The sequence below is a fragment of the Stappia sp. ABD4_338 genome, from assembly GCF_056312175.1.
This window is the reverse complement of sequence record NZ_CM149982.1, coordinates 3584937-3604287: the sequence shown is the minus strand read 5'-3', so window position 1 is coordinate 3604287 and position 19351 is coordinate 3584937. Positions and strand designations below refer to the sequence as shown.

Genomic DNA, 19351 nt, shown 5'->3' with positions numbered 1-19351 from the left:
CGGATCCGTGAAGCTTCGGATTCGGGCTTAGTTCGCCGTTGCAGGCGCGTGGTTTTGAAATCGTGCTGCCAAAACGAAGGAAACATGACAGATGTCCATTCTCGTCAACAAGGACACCAAGGTCATCGTCCAGGGCCTGACCGGCAAGACCGGCACGTTCCACACGGAACAGGCCCTGGCCTATTACGGCACCCAGATGGTTGCCGGCGTGCATCCCAAGAAGGGCGGTGAGAGCTGGACCTCCGGCCTCGATTCCGCCGCATCGCTTCCCATCTTCGCCACCGTCGGCGAAGCGAAGGAGGCGACCGGCGCGGATGCTTCGGTGATCTACGTGCCGCCGGCAGGCGCGGCGGCCGCGATCATCGAGGCCATCGACGCCGAGGTGCCGTTCATCGTCTGCATCACGGAAGGCATTCCGGTTGCCGACATGGTGAAGGTCAAGGCGAAGCTGGAGAAGTCCAAGTCGCGCCTGCTCGGCCCGAACTGCCCGGGCATCCTGACCCCGGAAGAGTGCAAGATCGGCATCATGCCGGGCTCCATCTTCAAGAAGGGCTCGGTCGGCGTCGTCTCGCGCTCGGGCACGCTCACCTATGAGGCCGTGTTCCAGACCTCCAACGCCGGCCTCGGCCAGACGACGGCGGTGGGCATCGGCGGCGATCCGGTCAAGGGCACCGAGTTCATCGACGTGCTGGAGATGTTCCTCGCCGACGACGAGACCAAGTCGATCATCATGATCGGCGAGATCGGCGGTTCGGCCGAGGAAGAGGCCGCGCAGTTCCTCAAGGATGAGGCGAAGAAGGGCCGCAGCAAGCCGATGGCCGGCTTCATCGCGGGCCGCACGGCGCCTCCGGGCCGCACCATGGGCCATGCCGGCGCCGTGATTTCCGGCGGCAAGGGCGGCGCCGAGGACAAGATCGCGGCGATGGAAGAGGCGGGCATCCGCGTTTCCCCGTCTCCGGCCAAGCTCGGCGAGACCCTTCTCGAGGTCCTCAAGGGCTGATTTTCCCTGCGGGCACGGTTTTTTTACCGTGCTCGCAGACACATATGCGGGGCGTGGGACCTTCCCTTGGGGAGTTTTCCCGTGTACCGATGAATGAGGAGCCGCGCGGGGCACGCATCGCGCGGTTCTGTCCCACATCCGTTTGACAGGGGCGCTGCGTGAAAGGGCTCCCCACAGCAAGGCGGGCGGGGGCGACCCCGCTATGGTGATGGCTCGGCAGGACGCGAACAACGTTTTCGCGATGACGTCGTTTTTGTACGGCGGCAACGCGGCCTATATCGAAGATCTCTATGCGCGCTACAAGGAGGATCCGGGCTCCCTGGATGAATCCTGGCGTGACTTCTTCTCCAATCTGGCGGACGAGACCGCGGATGTGCTGAAGGAGGCGCGCGGCGCATCCTGGAAGCGTCCGGACTGGCCGATCGCCGCCAACGGCGATCTCGTCAACGCGCTCGACGGCAACTGGGCGCCGGCGGAAAAGGCGCTCGGCGACAAGATCAAGGCCCGGGCGGAGACCCGCGGCGAACCGCTGACGGACGCGGCCGTCCAGCAGCAGACGCGCGATTCCGTGCGGGCGCTGATGATGATCCGCGCCTACCGCATGCGCGGCCACCTGCATGCGGACCTCGATCCTCTCAAGCTCAAGGTGCAGGAGGATCACGAGGAGCTGCATCCCTCGTCCTACGGCTTCACGGAAGCCGACTGGGACCGCAAGATCTTCATCGATCACGTTCTGGGCCTCGAGTTCGCGACCATTCGCGAGATGCTCGACATCCTCAAGCGGACCTATTGCTCGACGCTGGGCGTCGAGTTCATGCACATCTCCAATCCGGCCGAGAAGTCCTGGATCCAGGAGCGCATCGAGGGACCGGACAAGGAGATCGAGTTCACGCCCAAGGGCAAGAAGGCGATCCTGAACAAGCTGCTCGAGGCCGAGGGCTTCGAGAAGTTCCTTGACGTCAAGTACACCGGCACCAAGCGCTTCGGTCTCGACGGCGGCGAGGCGCTGCTGCCCGCGCTCGAGCAGATCATCAAGCGCGGTGGCGCGCTCGGCGTGAAGGAAATCGTGTTCGGCATGGCCCATCGCGGCCGCCTCAACGTGCTCGCCCAGGTGCTGGGCAAGCCGCTGCGCGCGATCTTCCACGAGTTCAAGGGCGGCTCCTTCGCCCCTGACGACGTGGAGGGCTCCGGCGACGTGAAATACCACCTCGGCGCCTCCTCGGACCGCGAGTTCGACGGCAACAGGGTGCATCTGTCGCTGACCGCCAACCCGTCGCACCTCGAGATCGTCGATCCGGTGGTGCTCGGCAAGGCACGCGCCAAGCAGGACCAGCTCTCGGCTGTCGACGGACGCTTCGTGGAGACCACGGAGGTCGACCGTTCGACCGTGCTGCCGCTGCTTCTGCACGGCGATGCGGCCTTCGCGGGCCAGGGCGTCGTTGCCGAGTGTCTCGGCCTGTCGTCCCTGCGCGGCCATCGTACCGGCGGTTCGGTCCACTTCATCATCAACAACCAGATCGGCTTCACGACGAACCCGCGCTTCTCGCGGTCCTCGCCGTATCCCTCCGATGTGGCGAAGATGATCGAGGCGCCGATCTTCCACGTGAACGGCGACGATCCGGAAGCGGTGGTCTATGCCGCCAAGGTGGCGACCGAGTTCCGTCAGCTCTTCGGCAAGCCGGTCGTGATCGACATGATCTGCTACCGCCGTTTCGGCCACAACGAGTCCGACGAGCCGGCGTTCACCCAGCCGATCATGTACCGCAAGATCCGCCAGCATTCGACGACGCTGCAGATCTACGCCGACAAGCTGATCGCCGAGAACGTCATCACGGCGGAGGAACTCGAGGCCATGCGCGCCGAACGGCGCGCCGACCTCGACCGTGAGTTCGAGGCCGGCCAGGCCTACAAGCCGAACAAGGCCGACTGGCTCGACGGCAAGTGGGCGGGCATGAAGCAGGCGAAGGATCTCGAGGATCCCCGTCGCGGTCAGACCGGCGTTCCCGTCGACACGCTGAAGGATATCGGCGCGAAGCTGACGAGCGTTCCGGAGGGCTTCAACGCCCACCGCACGATCCGCCGCTTCCTCGACAACCGCAAGAAGATGTTCGACACCGGCGAGGGCTTCGACTGGGCCACCGCCGAGGCCATGGCCTTCGGGTCGCTGATGGTCGACGGTCATCCGGTCCGCCTGTCGGGCCAGGACTGCGAGCGCGGCACCTTCTCGCAGCGCCACTCCGTTCTCTACGACCAGGAGGACGAGAACCGCTACATCCCGCTCAATCACCTGAGCGAGACCCAGGGGCGCTACGAGGTCATCAACTCGATGCTCTCCGAGGAAGCGGTGCTTGGCTTCGAGTACGGCTACACGCTGACCGAGCCCAACGCGCTGACGCTCTGGGAAGCCCAGTTCGGCGACTTCGCCAACGGCGCGCAGGTGGTCTTCGACCAGTTCCTGTCGTCGGGCGAGCGCAAGTGGCTGCGCATGTCGGGCCTCGTCTGCCTGCTTCCGCACGGCTACGAGGGGCAAGGGCCGGAGCACTCCTCCGCCCGTCTCGAGCGGTTCCTGCAGATGTGCGCCGAAGACAACATGCAGGTCGCGAACTGCACCACGCCGGCGAACTACTTCCACATCCTGCGTCGTCAGTTGAAGCGCGACTTCCGCAAGCCGCTGATCCTGATGACGCCGAAGTCGCTGCTGCGCCACAAGCGCGCCGTCAGCCGGCTGGACGAGTTCGGCGAGGACACGAGCTTCCACCGCATCCTGTGGGACGATGCCCAGCTTCCGGGCATGAGCGAGATCGAGCTGGCCGCGGACGACAAGATCCGCCGCGTCGTGCTGTGCTCGGGCAAGGTCTACTACGACCTGTTCGAGGAGCGCGAGAAGCGGGGCATCAACGATGTCTACCTGCTTCGCGTCGAGCAGCTCTATCCGTTCCCGACCAAGGCGCTGGTGAACGAGCTGGCCCGCTTCAAGGGCGCGGACTTCGTGTGGTGCCAGGAAGAGCCCAAGAACATGGGCTCCTGGTTCTTCGTCCAGACCTATCTCGAGTGGGTGCTGCAGCAGATCGAGGCCACCAACCAGCGGCCGCGCTACGTGGGCCGCGCCGCTTCGGCGGCGACCGCCACGGGTCTGATGTCCAAGCACCAGGCCCAGCTCCAGGCGTTCCTGGACGAGGCCTTCGCCGACTAGTCGCATGGCGCGCGCCGGAGACCCCGGCGTGCGCCGTCACGTGTCTGACCCCTTTTCGCCCGTGGCCGCTTCATGGACCACGGGATCCGACGGGCGCCGGCAGGCCCGTCGCTTGGCGCAAGGACCGGTTCCTTCCGCGCGCCGCCACCGGATGAAAGAGATTGAGATCATGGCGACCGAAATTCGAGTTCCCACGCTGGGCGAATCCGTGACCGAGGCCACCATCGCGCAGTGGTTCAAGAAGCCCGGCGATGCGATCAACGCCGACGAGCCCATCGTCGAGCTGGAGACGGACAAGGTGACGGTGGAAGTGCCGGCGCCCGCGTCCGGCACGCTTGGCGAGATCCTCGTCAAGGAAGGCGACACCGTCGAGGTCGGCGCGCTTCTCGGGCAGATCGAGGAAGGCGCCGGCGCGGCCAAGCCCGCCGCGGCCGCAAAGCCTGCCGAGAAGTCCTCCGCGAAGACCGAAGAGAAGGCCGAGGCCAAGGGCGGCGGCAAGACCGAGACCGTTGACGTTGTCGTTCCCTCGGCTGGCGAAAGCGTCACCGAGGCGGATGTCGGCGAATGGTTCGTCAAGGTCGGCGACACCGTGAAGGCCGACGACATTCTCGTCGAGCTGGAGACAGACAAGGCCGCGCAGGAGGTTCCCTCCCCGACCGCAGGCAAGATCGTCGAGGTCGCGGTCGAGACCGGCACCACCGTGACGCCGGGCCAGCTTCTGGCGCGCATCGCCGTTGGCGCGGGGGCTGCCTCCGCTCCGGTCGCCTCGGCGCCGAAGGCCGAGGACGGGAAGGCTCCGGCCGCTTCCGGGTCGGACATGCCGCCGGCGCCTTCCGCCTCCAAGATGCTGGCCGAGAAGGGCATGGATGCCGGATCGGTTGAGGGATCGGGCAAGCGCGGCCAGGTGCTCAAGGGCGACGTGATCGCCGCTGCCGCTGCGTCCATCGCCCAGACCTCCTCCACGGCACCCGCGCCGGCAGCCGCCCGCGCCCCGTCGGTGGCCGAGGATGCCGCGCGCGAGGAGCGCGTGCGCATGACCAAGCTGCGCCAGACCATCGCACGCCGTCTCAAGGACGCCCAGAACACCGCCGCCATGCTGACCACCTACAACGAGGTGGACATGGGCCCGGTCATGGAGCTCAGGAAGTCCTACAAGGATCTCTTCGAGAAGAAGCACGGCGTGAAGCTTGGCTTCATGGGCTTCTTCACCAAGGCGGTCTGCCATGCGCTGAAGGAGATCCCGGCGGTCAACGCGGAGATCGACGGCACGGACGTCATCTACAAGAACTTCTGCCACATCGGCGTCGCGGTCGGCACCGACCGTGGCCTCGTCGTGCCGGTGGTGCGCGATGCCGACCAGATGTCGATCGCCGAGATCGAGAAGGAAATCGCCAACCTGGGCCGCAAGGCGCGTGACGGCAAGCTCGGCATGAACGACATGCAGGGCGGCACCTTCACCATCTCCAACGGTGGCGTCTACGGGTCGCTGATGTCCTCGCCGATCCTGAACGCACCGCAGTCCGGCATCCTGGGCATGCACAAGATCCAGGAACGCCCGATGGTGGTGAACGGCCAGATCGTTGCCCGCCCGATGATGTATCTGGCGCTCAGCTACGATCACCGCATCGTCGACGGCAAGGAGGCCGTGACCTTCCTTGTCCGCGTCAAGGAGAGCCTCGAGGACGTGCAGCGTCTCGTTCTCGATCTCTGAAGACGGCTAACGAATGTGCGCTCCGGGCGGCGGTCCCGCCCGGAGCCTGTCCCGCGGACACGATCCTGTCCACACCCTGGGGGAGGCGGGTATGAAGGCGACCGTCAGTCGCTTGCAGGCGAACTGGGTTTACGGCGGTGCGCTTGTCGGCGTCTGCCTTCTGGTGCTTTCCCCGCTTCTGACAGCCGGATGGCCGCTTGGAGAGCGTCTGGTCTGGCTCGTCCTGCCCGTCTACATGCTGCATCAGCTCGAGGAACACGACGGCGACCGGTTCCGTCTCTTCGTCAATGCCACCATCGGCGGCGGGCGCGAGGCCCTGAGCGTGCGCGATGTTTTCGTGATCAACGTTTTCGGCGTCTGGGGCGTCATGGTCGTGACGCTCTGGCTGATGCGGGCCGTCGCGCCGGACTGGGGGCTGGTCGGGATCTATCTGGTTCTCGTCAACGCGGTCCTGCATCTCGTGCAGGCGCTCGTCATGCGGCGCGTCAATCCGGGTCTCTGGACGGCGCTGGTCCTGTTCCTGCCGCTCGGCGTCTGGGGGCTCGCCGAGATCGGGCCCGGGGCGACGCCTGCCGCCCACACCGTTTCGCTTGCCGCCGTCGTCGTGCTGCACGTGGCGATCGTGGTCAACGTGCGCCGCAGGCTGGCGCGCGCCTGAGGAGAGGAAATGCAGATGGGTCCGGAATTTCTTCTGACCGCCCTTGTGGTGGTGCTCGCGCCTGGAACCGGCGTGGTCTACACGGTGGCGACCGCCCTCGCGCGCGGACGGGTTCCGGGCATCGCGGCGGCCGTGGGCTGTACCTTCGGCATCGTGCCCGCGCTGCTTGCCGCGATATTCGGTCTGGCGGCCCTGCTTCATGCGAGCGCGCTTGCCTTCCAGATCCTGAAATACGCGGGCGCCGCCTATCTTTTCTATCTTGCCTGGCAGGCGCTGCGTCAGGGCGGCCCGCTTGACTTCGACCGGAAGTCCGCCGGCCCGGCCAACCTCCTCGCGGTCGCGCGCAACGGGTTCCTCATCAACGTGCTGAACCCGAAGCTTTCGCTGTTCTTCCTGGCCTTCCTGCCGCAGTTCGTCAGTCCGCAGGCCGGTTCTGTCACGCTGCAGGTGCTTGGCCTGGGCGGCGTCTTCATGGGGCTGACGCTGGTGGTTTTCATCGTCTACGGTCTGTTCGCGGCGGCGGTCGGGGCCCGGCTCCTGTCGAGCCGCCGCGCGATGGCCTGGTTAGGACGTACGGTTGCCGTCGCCTTTGCCGGCTTCGGTCTGCGTCTGGCGCTCGCGGAGCGCTAGGAGGGGCTTGAGCGCGGCGGCCGTCCAGACAAACGAACAGGGGATCCGATGAGCGAGAGTGTTGTGATCGTGACGGGGGGAAGCCGGGGCATCGGCGCCGCGGCGGCTCTGCGCCTGGCCGCGCCCGGCACCACCGTGCTGCTGACCTATGTGTCCAGCCCGGTACGCGCCGACGAGGTCGTCGCCGGGATCGAGGCGCGTGGCGGTCGGGCGGTTGCCCTGCAGGCCGATGTGGCAAGCGAGGCGGACTGCCTGAAGACCTTCGCCGAGGCCGACAGGCTCGGCCGGCTGACGGGTCTCGTCAACAACGCCGGCGTGGTGGATGTCGCCGCACCGCTCACCGACATGTCCTTCGAGCGCTTCCGGCGCATCTTCGACGTCAACGTGCTTGGCACGATGGTCTGCGCCCGCGAGGCGGTGAAGCGCATGTCCACCGCGCGGGGCGGCAAGGGAGGCGCGATCGTCAACCTGTCGTCCGCCTCCGCCAAGCTCGGGTCACCGTCGCAATACATCGACTATGCCGCCGCCAAGGGGGCGGTCGATACCTTCACCGTGGGGCTCGCCAAGGAGGTCGCGCGCGAGGGCATCCGCGTGAATGCCGTGCGCCCGGGCATCATCGAGACGGAAATCCACGCCTCGGGTGGCGACCCCGACCGCGCGGCGCGCATGGCGTCCGACCTGCCCATGGGGCGGGCGGGAACGGCGGAGGAATGCGCCGAGGCCATCGCGTGGCTTCTGTCCGACGCGGCGAGCTACACCTCCGGCGCCATCCTCGACGTGTCGGGTGCAAGGGCCATCGTGCCCTGAGGCGCCGACACCGCGAACCACATGAACACGGCGGCCCTGTCCGCCCTTGCCAGCAGGAAAAAGGCGAAAGCAATGTCCCAGTTTGATCTCGTCGTCATCGGCACCGGCCCTGGCGGATACGTCTGTGCCATCAAGGCGGCCCAGCTCGGGCTGAAGGTCGCCGTCGTCGAGAAACGTGGCGCCCATGGCGGCACCTGCCTGAACGTCGGCTGCATTCCCTCCAAGGCGCTGCTGCACGCGTCTGAGCAGTTCGAGGAAGCGGGACACTCCTTCGAGGGCATGGGCATCAAGGTCGGCAAGCCGAAGCTCGATCTCAAGGCGATGATGGCCTTCAAGGACAAGGTCGTCGAAGGCAACGTCTCCGGCATCGAGTTCCTGTTCAAGAAGAACAAGGTCACCGCCTTCGACGGCGTCGGGCGCATCGTCTCGGCCGGCAAGGTCGAGGTCACCGCCGCCGACGGGTCGAAGCAGGAGGTCGAGGCGAAGTCGATCGTCATCGCCACCGGGTCCGACGTGGTCCGCCTGCCGGGCATCGAGATCGACGAGAAGCGCGTGGTCTCCTCCACCGGCGCGCTGGCGCTGGACAAGGTTCCGGGCAAGGTCGTCGTCATCGGCGCCGGCGTCATCGGCCTCGAGCTCGGTTCCGTCTGGCGCCGTCTCGGCGCGGAGGTGACGGTGGTCGAGTTCATGGACAAGATCCTCGGCCCCATGGACGGCGAGGTTTCCAAGTCCTTCCAGCGGATGCTGAAGAAGCAGGGCATGACCTTCCACCTGTCGACCAAGGTCACCGGCGTCGACACCTCGGGCAAGCAGGTCGCGGTCACCTTGGAGCCGGCCGCCGGCGGCGAGGCGGCTGCCGAGACCATCGAGGCCGACGTTGTGCTGGTCGCCATCGGCCGCCGGCCGGTCACCGAGGGTCTGGGCCTCGACGAGATCGGTGTCGAACTCGACGAGCGCGGCCGGGTGAAGACCGACGGTCACTACCAGACCAATGTCGCCGGCATCTACGCCATCGGCGACGTGATCGCCGGGCCGATGCTCGCGCACAAGGCCGAGGACGAGGGCGTCGCGGTCGCCGAGATCCTCGCCGGCCAGGCGGGCCACGTGAACTACGGCGTCATTCCGGGCGTGGTCTACACCTCGCCGGAAGTGGCGGAGGTCGGCAAGACCGAGGAGGCGCTGAAGGCCGAGGGCGTCGACTACAAGGTCGGCAAGTTCTCGTTCATGGCCAACGGCCGCGCCAAGGCGATGGGCCACACCGACGGTTTCGTGAAGGTGCTGGCCGACGCGCAGACCGACCGGGTGCTCGGCGTTCATATCCTCGGTCACGGTGCCGGCGAGATGATTCACGAGGCAGCGGTGCTGATGGAGTTCGGCGGCGCGTCGGAGGATCTGGCGCGCACCTGCCATGCGCATCCGACCATGAGCGAGGCCGTCAAGGAAGCAGCCATGGCGGCCTTCGCCAAGCCGATCCACTCGTAGGACCGGCGCGACGCGGGCGCGATCGCGAGATGACAGAACGCCCGCTCCGGTTCCCCGGGGCGGGCGTTCTGCTTCCGGCCTCTTTTCGTTATCCGGTCAATCGACCGCCCGGCTTCGTGCCGGCCGTGGCGGCCTATTCGGCGTCGGGCTTCACCTTGCGCGCGTCTTCCGCCGCGCGGATCGTTTCCAGGGAGAGGTCGTTGGTCGCAACGGCAGTGGAGCGCGTTTCCTCGCTGCTGGCCACGCTGGTCCGCGCCTTGGACTGGGCCACCTTGCCCCAGCTACAGTCGGCGATCGCCGGCACCCCGGAAAGCGCGACAAAGGCCGCCGCTGCCGTCAGTCCTGCAAGAATACGCATGATCCTCTCCTCTCTGGCTGTCGGTCCGTCCCGTATCTCCGTCATGTGCGTCATCGCGAGCTTCCGGCATGTGTCCACGATGCCGGAACGCCTTCCGCAGGGGAAAGAATAGCGCGACTTCACCGTTTCGGCCAGAGGGTGTGGCGCATTTTTATGCGCGCCTGTTTCCTGTGCAGATCGTCGGTCAGTCGCGCACCATGATGGCGGCGTGGAACTCGGCGGCATTGGAGCGGTCGTGCGGCCGGTAGGTCACCAGCGCCTCGATGCGCTTTTCCATGGTGATCACCTGGATTTCGCGGGCGCCGAAGAGGCCGGGAAAGCTTGCCTCGACCCGGCCGCTGGCGTTGCGCCAGGCATCGGTCCAGCCCCATTTGCAGTCGCGCGGCGAACACCGGGTAAACGCCCGCATCCGCATGACGATCTGCTTGCCGCGACAGTGGCTCTCGATTTCGAGGATGCGGATTTCCTGATAGTCCGCGTTGCGGTTGATCCAGCGGCCCGCCTCGGGCACCTGGCAACGCTCATCCGCAGCCGCCGCCGGAAACGAAGCCGAGGCGAGAAGGGCGAGGGCGAGAACCGCCGAAAGCGGAATCAGCTTGCGCATGGGGACGAGTCTCCTGCAACGCCGTGTTGCCGGCAAGGAAAATCGCCACACCCTAGCCACTGTGGTCGCGTCCGCGCGGGTGCGCCCGGTCGAAAGTGTCGAGCAGCCGCGCGGCATCCACCTGTGTGTAGACCTGTGTGGTGGAAAGGCTCGCGTGTCCAAGCAGCTCCTGGATCGTGCGCAGGTCGCCGCCTCCCGCCAGAAGGTGGGTGGCGAAGGAATGGCGAAGGGCATGGGGCGTGGCGCTGTCGGGAAGTCCGAGCGCGGAGCGGAAGGTCGCCATCGCCTTTTGCACCAGACGCGGGTTCAGCGGTCCTCCGCGTGCACCGAGAAACAGCGGCCCCTCCGGTTCCGGCACATAGGGGCAGAGCTTCAGGTAGGCCTCCACCGCCTCGCAGACCACGGGCAGCACGGGCACGATGCGCGTGCGCCCGCCCTTGCCGGTGACCCTGAGCGTTTTCGTGCCGGCGCGGGGGGCGTTGCGCCCGGTCAGCGCCAGCGCCTCCGACAGGCGGAGTCCGCAGCCGTAAAGGAGAGTCAGCACGGCGGCGTTGCGCGCCGCGATCCAGGGCTCGCCGTCCAGTCCGTTGCCGGCATCGGTGACGGCAAGCGCATCGCCCGCCGAGACCGGTTTGGGCAGCGAGCGCCCCTGCCGGGGCGGACGCACACTGGTGCTTGCCGCGGCATTGATCTCGCCGCGCCGCTCCAGAAACCGCAGGAAGGAACGGATGCCGGCAAGCCCGCGCCCGAGCGAGCGGCTGCCCACGCCCTGCTGTCGGCGGCTGGCCAGAAAGCCGCGAAAGTCGGCCGGCTTCAGGTCACCCAGGTCGGCGATGCCGGGCGGGCCGCCCTGGTGCATGGTGAGAAAGCGCAGGAACTGGCGCAGGTCGCGTTCATAGGCGACGAGCGTCTTGTCGGCGAGCCGGCGTTCCGAGCCCAGATGGTCGAGCCAGTCGCCGATCGCCGCGTTGAGGTCGGGCTTCGCCGACACGAGAAGCGAATCGCCTTGCGTCATGGCGGACAGTCTAGCACCGGGCGCGGGAACGGAGGAGAAGCGCTCGGGCGATCCCGTCCGCGCGCGCCATAGTCTCGCTCTCCGGCGTCACCCCGGGCAAGGGCGGCACGCCCGCGACCCGGGGCCCATTGGCACCCCCGGCCGGTGTGGGAAGAGCGTGGCGATTGCCGCGACGGCGGGGCGCCAACGCGCCGGCCGCGTATGTGGATGCGTGGATTGGGCCCCGGATCTCCGCTGCGCTGCGTCCGGGGTGACGCCGAAGGAGGCCGCATCGTCTCGGCTCGCCACACCGCCAGCCCAGCCCTCCTTGTCATCCCTGCGAAGGCAGGGATCCAGTAAGCCGGCAAGGTCGTGTGGCTCGCCGGAGATGCTTCTCGCACCTGGCGGAGTCTACTGGATCCCGGTCTCCGGCTGTGCCGGAACCGGGATGACAGCCGAGGAAGCGATGGACGCTTGCACCTCTCTCCGGCGTCACCCCGGGCAAGGGCGGCACGCCCGCGACCCGGGGCCCATTGGCACCCCCGGCCGGCGTGGGAAGGACGCGGCGATTGCCGTGACGGCGGGACGCCACCGCGCCGGCCTTGCATGAGGACGCGTGGATTGGGCCCCGGATCTTCGCCCCTGCGGGCCTCGTCCGGGGTGACGTTTGTGGGGAGGCGAGACATTGCCCCTGACTGGCGCTTGCGGAAAGGGGGATGGCAGAGGAAGGTCGCACCACCTTGGCACGTCCTTCTGCCAGCTTTCTCTCCAGCGTCGCCTCGTTCCCTCCGGCGTCACCCCGGGCAAGGGCGGTACGCCCGCGACCCGGGGCCCATTGGCAACCCCGGCCGGCGTGGGAAGGACGCGGCGATTGCGGCGACGGCGGGACGCCACCGCGCCGGCCGCATATGTGGATGCGTGGATTGGGCCCCGGATCTCCGCTGCGTTGCGTCCGGGGTGACGCCGAAGGAGGCCCGCATCGTCTCGGCTCGCCACACCGCCAGCCCCGCCCTCCTTGTCATCCCTGCAAAGGCAGGGATCCAGTAAACTGGCAAGGTCGTGTGGCTCGCCGGAGATGCTTCTCGCACCCGGCGGAGGCTACTGGATCCCGGTCTCCGGCTGTGCCGGAACCGGGATGACAGCCGAGGAAGCGGTAGACGCTTGCACCTCTCTCCGCCGTCATCCCGGCCTCATGAAAAAGGGCCGGAGGTTTCCCGCCGGCCCGTTCGATGTCGTGCGAGGCCGTGCCGCCCGGGCGGCGGCCGTCCTTACAGGATGCTTTGGCCGGTCTTCTGCCAGTCGGCGAGGAACTGCTCCAGCCCCTTGTCGGTGAGCGGATGCTTGACGAGACCCTTGAGCACCGCCGGCGGCACCGTGGCGACGTCGGCGCCGATCAGGGCGCAATCCTTGACGTGATTGGCGCTGCGGATCGAGGCGGCCAGGATCTCGGTCTCGAAACCGTAGTTGTCGTAGATCACGCGGATCTCGCGGATCAGGTCGAGCCCGTCGATGTTGATGTCGTCGAGACGGCCGATGAATGGCGAGATGAAGCTTGCGCCGGCCTTGGCGGCCAGTAGCGCCTGATTGGCCGAGAAACACAGCGTGACGTTGACCATGTGGCCCTCGTCGCTGAGCACGCGGCAGGCCTTGAGGCCGTCGAGCGTCAGCGGAAGCTTGATGGCGATGTTGTCGGCGATGGCGGCAAGCTTCGTGCCCTCGGCGATCATGGCGTCGGCCTCGGTGGCGGTCACCTCGGCGGAGACCGGGCCGTCCACCATCTCGCAGATCTCGGCGATCACCTCGGCCATGGGCCGGCCGGCCTTGAGGATCAGCGACGGGTTGGTGGTCACGCCGTCGAGCAGGCCGGTCTCGGCGAGTTCGCGGATCTCGTTGGTGTCGGCGGTGTCGACGAAAAATTTCATGGCGCGGCAAGGCTCCCTGTGGCGAAAGGGGACGGATGCGGTATGCACGCCCCGTGGCGGGCGGGATCGCCCGCGCCCGTCTCCTTATCGTAGGATGGCGGCCCGCGACACCCCCGATTCGCACACACGCCGGGGCAATCGGCTCTCGCCACCCGTGCGGGAGCGCCTTTTGACCCGAGCTTAAGGACCGCAAGCAAGCAGCCATGACCTCGCGCCGCGTTCCAAGCCTTCCAGACGACCTTTTCGGCGCGCCGGACACCGCGGGCGGCGCCGTTCTCGCGCGCGTGCTGCTGCCGGTGGCGATCGGCACCGCCTACACCTACCGGGTTCCCGTCGGCATGAGCGTCGTGCCGGGATCGATCGTGCGGGTCCCGCTCGGCTCGCGCGAGGTGATCGGCGCGGTCTGGGCCCTCGAAGGGGGCCCGGGCGGCCTCGCGCCCTCGCGGATCAAGGACGTTCTCGCCGTCTATGACGACGTACCGCCGCTCGCGGCCGACCTGCGCGCGCTTGTCGAGTGGGTTGCGTCCTGGACGCTCGCCGCCCACGGCATGGTGTTGCGCATGATCCTGCGCTCGGAAGCCGCGCTGGAGCCAGAGGCGCCGGTGCCGGGTGTGCGCCGGGTCGAGGCGGCGTCGGTTCCCGAACGCCTGACCCCGGCCCGCAAGCGCGTTCTCGAAACGCTGGAGGACGGCATGGCCTGGTCGAAGAGCGGCCTGGCCCATGCGGCCGGCGTCAGTCCCTCGGTCGTTGACGGGCTGATTTCCCATGGCACGCTCGAGGTCGTGGAGATGCGCCGCTCGAGCGCGCCGCCGGAACCCGATCCCGACTACGCGCCGACGGCGCTGACCCCAGCCCAGACGGCGGCGGCCGAAACGCTCGTCGCGGGCATCGGCAAGGGCTTTGCCACGTTTCTCATCGACGGTGTCACCGGCTCCGGCAAGACGGAGGTCTATTTCGAGGCCGTCGCCGAGGCGATCCGCCAGGGACGCCAGGCGCTGGTGCTGATTCCCGAGATCGCGCTGACCGACGCCTTTCTCGCGCGGTTCGAGCGCCGTTTCGCCGTACGCCCCGCCGAATGGCATTCCCAGATCACGCCGAAGCAGCGCGCCGACGTCTGGCGCGGTGTCGCCCACGGTCGGGTGCGCGTCGTCGTCGGGGCACGCTCCGCGCTGTTTCTGCCCTTCTCCGATCTTGGGCTGGTCGTCGTCGACGAGGAGCACGACACGGCCTACAAGCAGGACGACCGGGTGCCCTACAACGCCCGCGACATGGCCGTGGTTCGGGCCCATCTCTCGGGCTTTCCCGTCGTGCTCGCCTCGGCCACGCCCTCGGTCGAGAGCCGGGTCAACGCCGAGGCGGGGCGCTACCGGCTGATCGAACTACCGGAGCGGGCCACCGGCGCGCCCATGCCGGAGATCTCCGTCATCGATCTGCGTCAGGACGGGCCGGAACGCGGTCGCTGGATCGCGCCCCTGCTGCGCCGGGCGATCGCCGACACCTTCGCCGGCGGCGGCCAGTCGCTCCTGTTCCTCAACCGTCGCGGCTACGCGCCGCTGACCCTGTGCCGCTCCTGCGGTCATCGCTTCCAGTGCCCCAATTGTTCCGCGTGGCTGGTCGAGCACCGCTTCCGTGGCCGGCTCGCCTGTCATCACTGCGGCCACAGCGAGCCGGCGCCGGATCATTGCCCGTCCTGCGGCGACACGCAGTCGCTGGTCGCCTGCGGCCCCGGCGTCGAACGCATCGCGGAGGAGGTGATCGACCTCTTTCCGCAGGCCCGGGTCTTGGTGCTCTCCTCCGACGTTCAGGGCGGGCCGGAGCGGCTGAAGCGGGAAATGAAGGTGATCGAGGAGGGCGGCGCCGACATCGTGGTCGGCACCCAGCTCGTCGCCAAGGGCCACAATTTCCCGATGATGCGCCTCGTCGGCGTGGTCGATGCCGACCTGGGGCTTGCCAATGGCGACCCGCGCGCGGCCGAGCGCACCTACCAGCTTCTGGCGCAGGTGACGGGGCGGGCGGGCCGCATCGGCGGCGGCGGACGCGGCTTCCTCCAGACCCATGCGCCGGAGCATCCCGTGATCCGGGCGCTGGCGTCGGGCGATTCCCGCGCCTTCTACGCGGCCGAGATCGAGGTGCGCCGCGCCGCCGGGCTGCCGCCCTTCGGACGTCTGGCGGCGATCATCGTTTCCGCCGTCGAGCGCGCGGCCGCGGAAGCCCATGCGCGCGGCCTGGCCCGCATGGCGCCCGACGAGCCCGGCGTCACCGTGCTTGGCCCCGCCGAGGCGGCCATGGCGGTCGTGCGCGGACGCCACCGGTTCCGCCTGCTGGCCATGGCGCCGCGCGGGGTCGACCTGCAGGCGGTCCTGCGGGCGTGGCTGGCGAAGGCGCCGAAACCGACCGGGTCGGTGCGCGTCCAGGTCGATGTCGATCCGCAAAGCTTCATGTAGCCGGGCCGACCGGTGCAGGCAGGGGCGAGTCGCCGGGGCGGGAGACAGGCGAGTCGGTGTCTTGTCCGCGTCGGCGGGGACAACTGTGCCGCCGGTCCTTTGCCGCCTCATCGCGAAAAGGGCGTGGGACACGGGGACAAGCGGTTCCGGGGCGGGAAAGGGTCAAGTTTTTGCGTTGCAGCGGCGTGACTCGAAATTGGCGCAAAATTTCGAAGTGAATTGCCGGAAATTGCCCGAAATTGACGAATTTTGGCCGGATTTCCGGTACTTGCGCCGTCCTTGATGCAGCGCGGAAACGCCCTCGGCCTTCGGACTATCCCCGTTATGACGCCATTTTCCGCCTGTTTGGCGCAATTGAGTCGCCCCGCAATGTTGCTCCCACATGAAGCCTGTGCTAATCGAAGCGCGGCTTTGCGGGGCACGAGCGGGCACGCGTCTTCCCCGGGCAAGAAACTGTCGATTTAACAAGACCTTGTGAACGGCACTGCCGGGCGCATGGTCGTAAACCCGCCTCAGAGAGCACGGACCCTGTGACCGACAACGTAACTCTCATTTCAGGTGTGGCTTCCCGTTACGCGACGGCACTGCTCGACTTGTCAGAGGAGCAGGGCTCCGTGGCGGAGGTCGAGACGGCGCTCACGGCGTTCGAGAAGCTGCTCCAGGACAGCGAGGACCTGCGCCGTCTCGTGACGAGCCCGGTCTTCTCCGCCGACGAGCAGGTGAAGGCGCTTGGCGCCATTCTGGACAAGGCCGGCATCGCCGGGCTCGCCGGAAACTTCATCAAGCTCGCCGCCCGCAACCGCCGCCTCTTCGCGGTACCGTCGATGATCGCCGCCTTCCGCGCCGCGCTCGCAGAGCGCCGCGGCGAGCTGCCGGCCGACGTGATCTCGGCGACGGAGCTTTCAAAGGATCAGCTCGACACGCTGACGACCTCGCTCAACGAGGCGACCGGCAAGTCGGTTGTGGTTTCGGCGAAGGTCGATCCTTCCCTGATCGGCGGCCTGGTCGTCAAGGTCGGGAGCCGCATGATCGATACTTCGCTCAAGACAAAACTCAATTCCCTCAAGATCGCTATGAAAGAGGTCGGCTGATGGATATTCGGGCCGCGGAAATCTCCGCCATCCTCAAGGACCAGATCAAGAACTTCGGTCAGGAAGCCGAAGTTTCGGAAGTCGGTCATGTGCTTTCGGTCGGTGACGGCATCGCCCGCGTCTATGGTCTCGACAAGGTCCAGGCCGGCGAAATGGTCGAGTTCCCGGGTGGTATCCGGGGCATGGCGCTGAACCTCGAGGCCGACAACGTCGGCGTCGTGATCTTCGGCTCCGACCGCGACATCAAGGAAGGCGATACGGTCAAGCGGACCGGCGCCATCGTCGAGATCCCGGTCGGCAAAGGCCTTCTCGGCCGCGTCGTCGACCCGCTCGGCAACCCGCTTGACGGCAAGGGCCCGATCGACGGTGCCGAGATGCGCCGCGTCGACGTCAAGGCCCCCGGCATTCTGCCGCGCAAGGGCGTTCACGAGCCGATGTCGACGGGCCTCAAGGCCATCGACGCGCTCATCCCGATCGGCCGCGGTCAGCGCGAGCTCGTCATCGGTGACCGCCAGACCGGCAAGACCGCGATCATTCTGGACACGTTCCTGAACCAGAAGCCGATGCACGCGACGGACAATGAGAGCGAGAAGCTCTATTGCATCTACGTCGCCGTCGGCCAGAAGCGTTCGACCGTTGCCCAGTTCGTGAAGCAGCTCGAGGAGTCGGGCGCGCTCGAGTACTCCGTGGTCGTCGCCGCGACCGCCTCGGATCCGGCGCCGCTGCAGTTCCTGGCGCCGTTCTCCGGCACCGCGATCGGCGAGTTCTTCCGCGACAACTCCATGCACGCGGTGATCGGCTATGACGATCTGACCAAGCAGGCCGTGGCCTACCGTCAGATGTCGCTGCTGCTCCGTCGTCCGCCGGGGCGTGAGGCTTTCCCGGGCGACGTGTTCTATCTCCATTCGCGTCTGCTGGAGCGTTCCGCCAAGCTGAACGAAGACAACGGTCTCGGCTCGCTCACCGCCCTTCCGGTCATCGAGACCCAGGGTAACGACGTGTCGGCCTTCATTCCGACCAACGTGATCTCGATCACCGACGGCCAGATCTTCCTTGAGACGGATCTGTTCTTCCAGGGCGTCCGCCCGGCGGTGAACGTCGGTCTGTCGGTGTCGCGCGTCGGCTCCTCGGCCCAGATCAAGGCGATGAAGCAGGTCGCCGGCAAGATCAAGGGCGAGCTGGCCCAGTATCGCGAGATGGCGGCCTTCGCCCAGTTCGGTTCCGACCTCGATGCCACGACCCAGCGTCTGCTGAACCGCGGTGCGCGTCTGACCGAGCTGCTGAAGCAGGCCCAGTTCTCGCCGCTGAAGACCCAGGAGCAGGTCGCCGTCATCTACGCCGGCGTCAATGGCTACCTGGACAAGCTTCCGGTCGACAAGGTGAAGGACTTCGAGGAAGGCCTTCTGCTGAACCTGCGCGGCGAGCATGCCGATCTCCTGGACGCGATCTGGGAGAAGAAGGCGCTTGATGCCGATCTCGAGGGACGCCTGAAGGCGGCCATCGAGGCGTTCGCCAAGAACTTCGCCTGACGCGACCGAGGCTCTAGGGACAAGGGGCGGCCATGCCGAGCCTGAAGGACTTACGAAACCGGATCGCCTCCGTTAAGGCGACGCAGAAGATCACCAAGGCCATGCAGATGGTGGCCGCGGCGAAGCTGCGTCGCGCGCAGGAGGCGGCCGAGGCCGCGCGGCCCTATGCCGAGCGCATGGAAGCCGTGCTTGCCAATATCGCCAGCGGCTTCGAGGGGCGTGACGACGCACCGGTGCTGTTCGCCGGAACCGGCAAGGACGACGTGCATCTGCTCGTCGTCGCCACGGCGGATCGCGGCCTGTGCGGCGGCTTCAACTCCTCCATCGTCAAGCTGGCGCGGGAGCGGGCACGCTCGCTCATCGCGCAGGGCAAGACGGTGAAGATCCTGTGCGTCGGCAAGAAGGGCTTCGACCTGCTGAAGCGCGACATGGGCAGCCTGATCGTCCAGACGGTCGAGCTGCGTCACGTCAAGCGGGTGGCGTTCGAGAATGCCGACGAGATCGGAGACATCGTGCGCACGATGTTCGGGGCGGGCGAGTTCGACGTCTGCACCCTGTTCTTCGCGCGCTTCAACTCCGTGATCAGCCAGGTGCCGACGGCCCAGCAGCTCATCCCGGTCGTCTTCGACGAGGCGGCTGCCTCCGACGAGGGATCTCCCGCGCTCTACGAGTACGAGCCGGGCGAGGCCGAAATCCTTGAGGACCTGCTGCCGCGCAACATCTCCGTCCAGATCTTCAAGGGTCTTCTGGAGAACGCGGCGTCCGAGCAGGGCGCACGGATGAGCGCGATGGACAACGCGACGCGCAACGCCGGCGAAATGATCGACAAGCTGACACTGAGCTACAACCGCCAGCGTCAGGCCCAGATCACCAAGGAGCTGATCGAAATCATTTCGGGCGCCGAAGCGCTCTGACCGGATCGAGACGA

General features: G+C 67.2%; 15 protein-coding genes. 11 read left to right on the top strand and 4 right to left on the bottom strand.

The window, feature by feature from the left end; all coding sequences use genetic code 11:
- Positions 1 to 91 precede the first annotated feature (91 nt).
- The 7 genes from sucD (at position 92) to lpdA (ending at position 9481) form a co-directional block, all read left to right on the top strand.
- The gene (gene sucD / locus ACYX4S_RS16175) at positions 92 to 1000 is read left to right on the top strand and encodes a succinate--CoA ligase subunit alpha (RefSeq protein WP_422067642.1); all 909 of its coding nucleotides are present in this window, start codon (positions 92 to 94) and stop codon (positions 998 to 1000) included.
- 208 nt (positions 1001 to 1208) lie between these two features.
- Positions 1209 to 4193, top strand: a complete 2985-nt coding sequence (locus tag ACYX4S_RS16170) for a 2-oxoglutarate dehydrogenase E1 component (protein ID WP_476360945.1) — start codon at positions 1209 to 1211, stop codon at positions 4191 to 4193.
- Positions 4194 to 4362: 169 nt separating this feature from the next.
- Positions 4363 to 5904 (top strand): 2-oxoglutarate dehydrogenase complex dihydrolipoyllysine-residue succinyltransferase, encoded by a 1542-nt coding sequence (odhB, locus tag ACYX4S_RS16165; RefSeq protein WP_476360944.1) that lies wholly within the window; start codon positions 4363 to 4365, stop codon positions 5902 to 5904.
- A gap of 91 nt (positions 5905 to 5995) precedes the next feature.
- Complete coding sequence (locus ACYX4S_RS16160; protein ID WP_476360943.1) at positions 5996 to 6562, top strand: HXXEE domain-containing protein; 567 nt, start codon at positions 5996 to 5998, stop codon at positions 6560 to 6562.
- Between the two features lie 15 nt (positions 6563 to 6577).
- A complete protein-coding gene (locus tag ACYX4S_RS16155) occupies positions 6578 to 7192 on the top strand; it encodes a LysE family translocator (protein WP_476360942.1) in 615 nt (204 codons plus the stop codon).
- Between the two features lie 48 nt (positions 7193 to 7240).
- Positions 7241 to 7999 carry an SDR family oxidoreductase gene (locus tag ACYX4S_RS16150; protein WP_476360941.1) on the top strand — a complete coding sequence of 253 codons (759 nt, stop codon included), beginning with the start codon at positions 7241 to 7243 and terminating at the stop codon, positions 7997 to 7999.
- Positions 8000 to 8071: 72 nt separating this feature from the next.
- The gene (gene lpdA / locus ACYX4S_RS16145; protein WP_476360940.1) at positions 8072 to 9481 is read left to right on the top strand and encodes a dihydrolipoyl dehydrogenase; all 1410 of its coding nucleotides are present in this window, start codon (positions 8072 to 8074) and stop codon (positions 9479 to 9481) included.
- Positions 9482 to 9614: 133 nt separating this feature from the next.
- Here lpdA and ACYX4S_RS16140 read toward each other — a convergent pair whose 3' ends face one another.
- The 4 genes from ACYX4S_RS16140 to fsa all read right to left on the bottom strand — a co-directional run bounded on the left by ACYX4S_RS16140 (position 9615) and on the right by fsa (position 13359).
- Positions 9615 to 9839 (bottom strand): hypothetical protein, encoded by a 225-nt coding sequence (locus tag ACYX4S_RS16140; RefSeq protein WP_476360939.1) that lies wholly within the window; start codon positions 9837 to 9839, stop codon positions 9615 to 9617.
- A 184-nt stretch (positions 9840 to 10023) separates the two neighbouring features.
- Entirely contained in the window at positions 10024 to 10443 is a 420-nt protein-coding gene (locus ACYX4S_RS16135) for a hypothetical protein (protein ID WP_476360938.1), read from the bottom strand.
- Between the two features lie 52 nt (positions 10444 to 10495).
- On the bottom strand, positions 10496 to 11458 hold the full coding sequence (locus ACYX4S_RS16130) for a tyrosine recombinase XerC (RefSeq protein ID WP_476360937.1): 963 nt from the start codon (positions 11456 to 11458) through the stop codon (positions 10496 to 10498).
- Positions 11459 to 12705: 1247 nt separating this feature from the next.
- The gene (gene fsa, locus ACYX4S_RS16125) at positions 12706 to 13359 is read right to left on the bottom strand and encodes a fructose-6-phosphate aldolase (RefSeq protein WP_293719157.1); all 654 of its coding nucleotides are present in this window, start codon (positions 13357 to 13359) and stop codon (positions 12706 to 12708) included.
- 203 nt (positions 13360 to 13562) lie between these two features.
- Here fsa and ACYX4S_RS16120 point away from each other — a divergent pair, with 203 nt between their 5' ends.
- The 4 genes from ACYX4S_RS16120 to ACYX4S_RS16105 all read left to right on the top strand — a co-directional run bounded on the left by ACYX4S_RS16120 (position 13563) and on the right by ACYX4S_RS16105 (position 19337).
- Positions 13563 to 15803 (top strand): primosomal protein N', encoded by a 2241-nt coding sequence (locus ACYX4S_RS16120; protein WP_476360936.1) that lies wholly within the window; start codon positions 13563 to 13565, stop codon positions 15801 to 15803.
- Between the two features lie 530 nt (positions 15804 to 16333).
- A complete protein-coding gene (locus ACYX4S_RS16115) occupies positions 16334 to 16894 on the top strand; it encodes a F0F1 ATP synthase subunit delta (RefSeq protein WP_422067651.1) in 561 nt (186 codons plus the stop codon).
- The gene (gene atpA, locus ACYX4S_RS16110) at positions 16894 to 18423 is read left to right on the top strand and encodes a F0F1 ATP synthase subunit alpha (RefSeq protein ID WP_476360935.1); all 1530 of its coding nucleotides are present in this window, start codon (positions 16894 to 16896) and stop codon (positions 18421 to 18423) included. The genes ACYX4S_RS16115 and atpA overlap by 1 nt, the downstream gene beginning before the upstream one ends.
- A 32-nt stretch (positions 18424 to 18455) precedes the next feature.
- Positions 18456 to 19337, top strand: coding sequence for a F0F1 ATP synthase subunit gamma (locus ACYX4S_RS16105; protein WP_293719151.1), 882 nt, complete (start codon positions 18456 to 18458; stop codon positions 19335 to 19337).
- Positions 19338 to 19351 lie beyond the last annotated feature (14 nt).

Bases quoted from the DNA above. Each gene is read 5' to 3' on its own strand.
- sucD (WP_422067642.1), top strand. From the start codon at position 92: ATGTCCATTCTCGTCAACAAGGACACCAAGGTCATCGTCCAGGGCCTG.
- ACYX4S_RS16170 (WP_476360945.1), top strand. From the start codon at position 1,209: ATGGCTCGGCAGGACGCGAACAACGTTTTCGCGATGACGTCGTTTTTG.
- odhB (WP_476360944.1), top strand. From the start codon at position 4,363: ATGGCGACCGAAATTCGAGTTCCCACGCTGGGCGAATCCGTGACCGAG.
- ACYX4S_RS16160 (WP_476360943.1), top strand. From the start codon at position 5,996: ATGAAGGCGACCGTCAGTCGCTTGCAGGCGAACTGGGTTTACGGCGGT.
- ACYX4S_RS16155 (WP_476360942.1), top strand. From the start codon at position 6,578: ATGGGTCCGGAATTTCTTCTGACCGCCCTTGTGGTGGTGCTCGCGCCT.
- ACYX4S_RS16150 (WP_476360941.1), top strand. From the start codon at position 7,241: ATGAGCGAGAGTGTTGTGATCGTGACGGGGGGAAGCCGGGGCATCGGC.
- lpdA (WP_476360940.1), top strand. From the start codon at position 8,072: ATGTCCCAGTTTGATCTCGTCGTCATCGGCACCGGCCCTGGCGGATAC.
- ACYX4S_RS16140 (WP_476360939.1), bottom strand. From the start codon at position 9,839: ATGCGTATTCTTGCAGGACTGACGGCAGCGGCGGCCTTTGTCGCGCTT.
- ACYX4S_RS16135 (WP_476360938.1), bottom strand. From the start codon at position 10,443: ATGCGCAAGCTGATTCCGCTTTCGGCGGTTCTCGCCCTCGCCCTTCTC.
- ACYX4S_RS16130 (WP_476360937.1), bottom strand. From the start codon at position 11,458: ATGACGCAAGGCGATTCGCTTCTCGTGTCGGCGAAGCCCGACCTCAAC.
- fsa (WP_293719157.1), bottom strand. From the start codon at position 13,359: ATGAAATTTTTCGTCGACACCGCCGACACCAACGAGATCCGCGAACTC.
- ACYX4S_RS16120 (WP_476360936.1), top strand. From the start codon at position 13,563: ATGACCTCGCGCCGCGTTCCAAGCCTTCCAGACGACCTTTTCGGCGCG.
- atpA (WP_476360935.1), top strand. From the start codon at position 16,894: ATGGATATTCGGGCCGCGGAAATCTCCGCCATCCTCAAGGACCAGATC.
- ACYX4S_RS16105 (WP_293719151.1), top strand. From the start codon at position 18,456: ATGCCGAGCCTGAAGGACTTACGAAACCGGATCGCCTCCGTTAAGGCG.